The organism is Arhodomonas sp. KWT (assembly GCF_010993615.1).
In genome coordinates this window covers 1-4258 of record NZ_WNXE01000183.1, presented here as the reverse complement: position 1 = coordinate 4258, position 4258 = coordinate 1, and the positions used below count along the sequence as shown (strand labels likewise).

At 71.0% G+C, this 4258-nt stretch carries 4 protein-coding genes; 1 reads left to right on the top strand and 3 read right to left on the bottom strand.

Features of this window, described 5'->3' with window-relative positions; translation table 11 throughout:
• Nucleotides 1-55 precede the first annotated feature (55 nt).
• Nucleotides 56-1600: an NADH-quinone oxidoreductase subunit NuoF gene (locus tag G7A99_RS16215; RefSeq protein ID WP_018717724.1), complete on the bottom strand. Its 1545-nt coding sequence runs from the start codon at nt 1598-1600 to the stop codon at nt 56-58.
• Complete coding sequence (locus tag G7A99_RS16210) at nt 1597-2064, bottom strand: NAD(P)H-dependent oxidoreductase subunit E (RefSeq protein WP_018717723.1); 468 nt, start codon at nt 2062-2064, stop codon at nt 1597-1599. Before G7A99_RS16210 ends, G7A99_RS16215 begins: the two co-directional genes overlap by 4 nt.
• 279 nt (nt 2065-2343) lie before the next feature.
• On the opposite strand from G7A99_RS16210, the gene G7A99_RS16205 reads away from it, so the two are divergent.
• Nucleotides 2344-3669 (top strand): MFS transporter, encoded by a 1326-nt coding sequence (locus G7A99_RS16205; protein WP_163142059.1) that lies wholly within the window; start codon nt 2344-2346, stop codon nt 3667-3669.
• A 16-nt stretch (nt 3670-3685) separates the two neighbouring features.
• Here the strand turns inward: G7A99_RS16205 and G7A99_RS16200 are convergent, their stop codons facing one another.
• Entirely contained in the window at nt 3686-4102 is a 417-nt protein-coding gene (locus G7A99_RS16200; RefSeq protein ID WP_018717721.1) for a MerR family transcriptional regulator, read from the bottom strand.
• Nucleotides 4103-4258: the final 156 nt, after the last annotated feature.

Sequence of the window (4258 nt, the reverse complement as noted above, 5' to 3'; positions counted from 1 at the left end):
CCGGGGTTCCGTAGTCCGTTTCCTGTACGACAGCCATGGCTACCTCTTTGCCGGATCAGCCCGCCGCAGCGGCGGCCGGGGTCCCGAAGTCCTCGGGAAAGTGTTCGAGCGCGCTGCGCACGGGATACGGGGTCAGCCCGCCCAGGGCGCAGAGCGAGCCCTGCTCCATGACGTCGCAGAGATCGCCGAGCAGGGCCAGGTTGGCGTCGGCGTCGGTGCCGGCACGGATGCGGTCGATGACCTCCACCCCGCGGGTGGAGCCGATCCGGCACGGAGTGCACTTGCCGCAGGACTCGATGGCGCAGAACTCCATGGCGAAGCGCGCCTGCTCGGCCATGTCCACGGTGTCGTCGAAGACCACGACGCCGCCGTGACCGATCATCCCGCCGCGCTCGGCCAGCGCCTCGTAATCCAGCGGCACGTCCAGCGCCGGGGCCGGCAGGTAGGCCCCCAGCGGGCCGCCGGCCTGCACCGCGCGCACCGGCCGCCCGGAGGCAGTGCCGCCGCCGAGCTCGTCGATGACGTGGGCCAGCGACACCCCGAAGGGCACCTCGTAGAGCCCGGGGCGGCGGACGTTGCCGCACAGCTGCACGGTGAGGGTGCCGCGGGACTTGCCGTGGCCGAGGGCGGCGTAGGCCTCGGCGCCGTCGGCGAGGATCGCCGGCACGGTGGCCAGGGTGATGACGTTGTTCACCACCGTGGGTACACCGAAGGCGCCCTGCACCGCCGGCAGTGGCGGCTTGAAGCGGATCACCCCGCGCCGGCCCTCGAGGCTCTCCAGCAGCGAGGTCTCCTCGCCGCAGATGTAGGCCCCGGCACCCATGCGCAGGGCGATATCGAAGCGGCGTCCGGAGCCGAGCAGGTCCGCGCCGAGCAGGCCGTTGTCGTAGGCGATCCCGATCGCCCGCTCCAGGGCCTCGCGGGCGTGGGGGTATTCGGAGCGCAGGTAGATGTAGCCCTCCTCCGCCCCCACCGCGACGGCGGCGATGGCCATGCCCTCGATGAGGGCGAGGGGATCGCCCTCCATGAGCATGCGGTCGGCGAAGGTGCCGCTGTCGCCCTCGTCGGCGTTGCAGACCACGACCTTGCGCGGGGCGGTCGCCTCGTGGGTGGTGCGCCACTTCACGCCGGTGGGGAAGCCGGCACCGCCGCGGCCGCGCAGCCCGGAGGCGGTTACCGCCTCCACCACGTCCGCCGGCGCCATCTCCAGCGCGGCCCGCAGGCCCCGGGTACCGCCGGTGACCACGTAATCCTCCCAGGACGCCGGGTCGACGACGCCGCAGCGCCGGAAGTTGATCCGGCGCTGCCCCTGGGCGGCAAGCAGCTCCTCGATGCGGCCCAGATGGAGGGGGTGGGTACCGCCATCGGCCAGCGCGGCGACGAGCCCGGGGACGTCCGCGGGGGTGACCGGGCCGAAGCCCTCGCGCCGGCCGTCGCGCTCGATCTCGATCATGGGCTCGAGCCAGAACAGCCCGCGCGAGCCCGTGCGCACCAGCTCCAGCGGCTCACCGCGCTCCGCCGCCACCCGGGCCAGGGCACGGGCGACGGCCTCGGCACCGATGGACTGCGCGCTGCTGTCCCGGGAGAGGAAGACCTTCATGCCGGCACCTCCCCGTCCGTGCCTGCGACCAGCCGGGTCACCCGCTCGGTGTCGAGCCGCCCCAGGGTCTCGCCGTCCACCTGGGCGGCGGGACTGCAGGCGCAGTTGCCCAGGCAGTAGACCGCCTCCACCTCCACCGTACCGCCGGCGGCCTCGGCGGCGGCGACCGCGGCGCGGTAGACCTCGCGACCACCCACGGCCTGGCAGGCCTCGGCGCGGCAGACCTTCACCACCCGCGCGGGGGCCGGTTCGCGGCGGAAGTCGGTATAGAACCCCACCACCCCGTCGACCTCGGCGCGGGTGAGGTTGAGCCGTTCGGCGACGCCGGCAACGGCATCCCCCGGGATATGGCCGAGGCGCTCCTGCACCTCGTGGAGGATAGGCAGCAACGCACCGGGTGCGTCGGCATGGCGTCGGCAGATCGCATCGAGGATCGCCGCGCGTGATTCGCTGTATTCCGGCATGCATCTCCTCCACACCGTGCCCCGTCCACAGGGGCGGGCACCCTGTCTCCGGCCGGGGGCGTATAGTTTGATCAGAACGCTAGTTCCGGGGCGGATAAGCGTCAAATCGCTGATTTCAATGACTTCATCGCCGCCCCCTATGGTGCGGCGCAGCTTGGCACCGGCGAGGTTACGACCCCGCGACCGCGCCCGCCGGAAGGAACGGGCGACGGCGTTCGCCGGTCTGCCCGGAAAAGGGGGCGGACATTCACTCACGACGTGTCACGACAAGGAGAACGAATGACCTCGACAGCCGGGGACGACACACCCCAACAGAAACCCACGCGTACCAAGGCCTATACCGGTCGCGCGCATACACCGAAGACGGTCGTCGGCGGGACCATCGGCAATGTCATGGAGTGGTACGATTTCGCCCTCTACGGCTTCTTCGCGCCGGTGATCTCCCAGCTCTTCTTCCCGTCGGACAACCACCTGGCGTCGCTGATCGCGACCTTCGGCGTATTCGCCGCGGGGTTCGTGATGCGGCCCATCGGCGGCGTGGTGTTCGGCTACGTGGGCGACCGTCTCGGCCGGGCGGCGGTGCTGAAGATCTCCATCATCACGATGGGCACGGCCACCACCCTGCTCGGGCTGCTGCCCACCCATGCCAGCGCCGGGCTGTGGGCGGCGGTGCTGCTGGTCGGGGTGCGCCTGCTGCAGGGACTGTCCGTGGGCGGCGAATTCAGCGGCTCGGTGACCTACATGGTGGAGACCTCGCCGTTGCACCGGCGCGGCTTCTCCGGCAGCTGGGCGAACTTCGGCAGCCTGGCCGGGACCCTGGTGGGCTCGGGGCTGGCCGCGCTGGTGAGCACGCTACTGCCGCAGGGCGCCGTCGAGGCCTGGGGCTGGCGGGTACCGTTCATCCTCGGCGGCGTGTTCGCGCTGCTGGCCTATCTCTATGTACGCGACCTCCACTCCTCGCCGCACATGACACACCATCAGGCGCAACACGAGGACGACTCGCCGCTGCACGAGGCGCTGACACAGAACCTGCGGGAGACGGTACTGGCGGTGATCTTCGCCTCGGGCTACGGCATCGTGTTCTACATCCCGCTGGTCTACCTGCCCACCTATGCCAGCGAGATCGGGGGCATCGGCAACGACGTGGCGCTGCAGGTGAACTCGCTGGGTCTGGCGCTCGCCATGCCGATCATCCCCCTGAGCGGCTGGCTCACCGACCATGTCATGCGGCGACGCACCCTGCTGGTCGGTGCGTTCGTACTGGTCGCGCTGTGCGGCTGGGCCCTGGTGGTGCTGGCCGCCCGGGGGCTGCCGGACCTGATCGCCGCGCAGGTGATCCTGGCACTGCTGATCGCGCTGCCGCTGGGCTCCGCGCCGGCGATGCTGGTGGAGCTGTTCCCGGTGGCGGACCGGCTCACCGGCTACTCCCTGGCCTACAACCTGGGGCTCGGCGTCGCCGGCGGTACCGCACCGATGATGGCGAGCTGGCTGATGTCGGCCACCGGCTACCAGGGGGCGCCGGGACTCTATCTCGTCGTCGCCGCACTCGTCGCCGCCGCTGCACTGTGGCTGATGCAGGACCGCAGCCGCGAACCCCTGCGCTGAGCCTGGCCCGGCGGGCTCACTGCCCGGCGGTGGTCGCCTCCGGTGAGAGCGCGGCGAGGATGCCGCACTGATCGATGGGGTGACGGCCGTTGCAGGCCGCCTGAAGCCGTTCCAGCCGCGCCTGCAGGGCGGTGAGCTGCTCGATGCGCTCGCGTACCGCGGCGAGCTGGCCGGCGATCTTCTCGTCCACGGCCTGGCACGGCTGGTCGTGATGCGCGGCGAGCGCCAGAAGCTCGCCGATATCGCTCAGCCCGAAGCCGAGCTCACGGGCGCGGACCACGAACGCCAGGCGCTCGACGTCCGCCCCGGTGTAATAGCGGTAACCGTTCGTCCCCCGGGCCGGCTGCGGCAGCAGCCCGATACGCTCGTAGTAACGGATGGTCACGGCCGGGCACCCGGCCCGACGCCCCGCCTCGCTGATGGTGTAGTGCACGGTACGTGCCTCCCGGGCTTTACCTTATAGGTACTATAAGGTCTAGGCTTTGGATTATGAACCATGCCCAGCGGCAAATCGCGACCACCTGGCGCCGGCCCCTCGCGGCGCTGGTGGCCGCGCTCGCGCTCTCACTGGCCGCACACGCCGCCGATA

Bases quoted from the DNA above. Each gene is read 5' to 3' on its own strand.
- G7A99_RS16215 (WP_018717724.1), bottom strand. From the start codon at position 1,600: ATGAAGGTCTTCCTCTCCCGGGACAGCAGCGCGCAGTCCATCGGTGCC.
- G7A99_RS16210 (WP_018717723.1), bottom strand. From the start codon at position 2,064: ATGCCGGAATACAGCGAATCACGCGCGGCGATCCTCGATGCGATCTGC.
- G7A99_RS16205 (WP_163142059.1), top strand. From the start codon at position 2,344: ATGACCTCGACAGCCGGGGACGACACACCCCAACAGAAACCCACGCGT.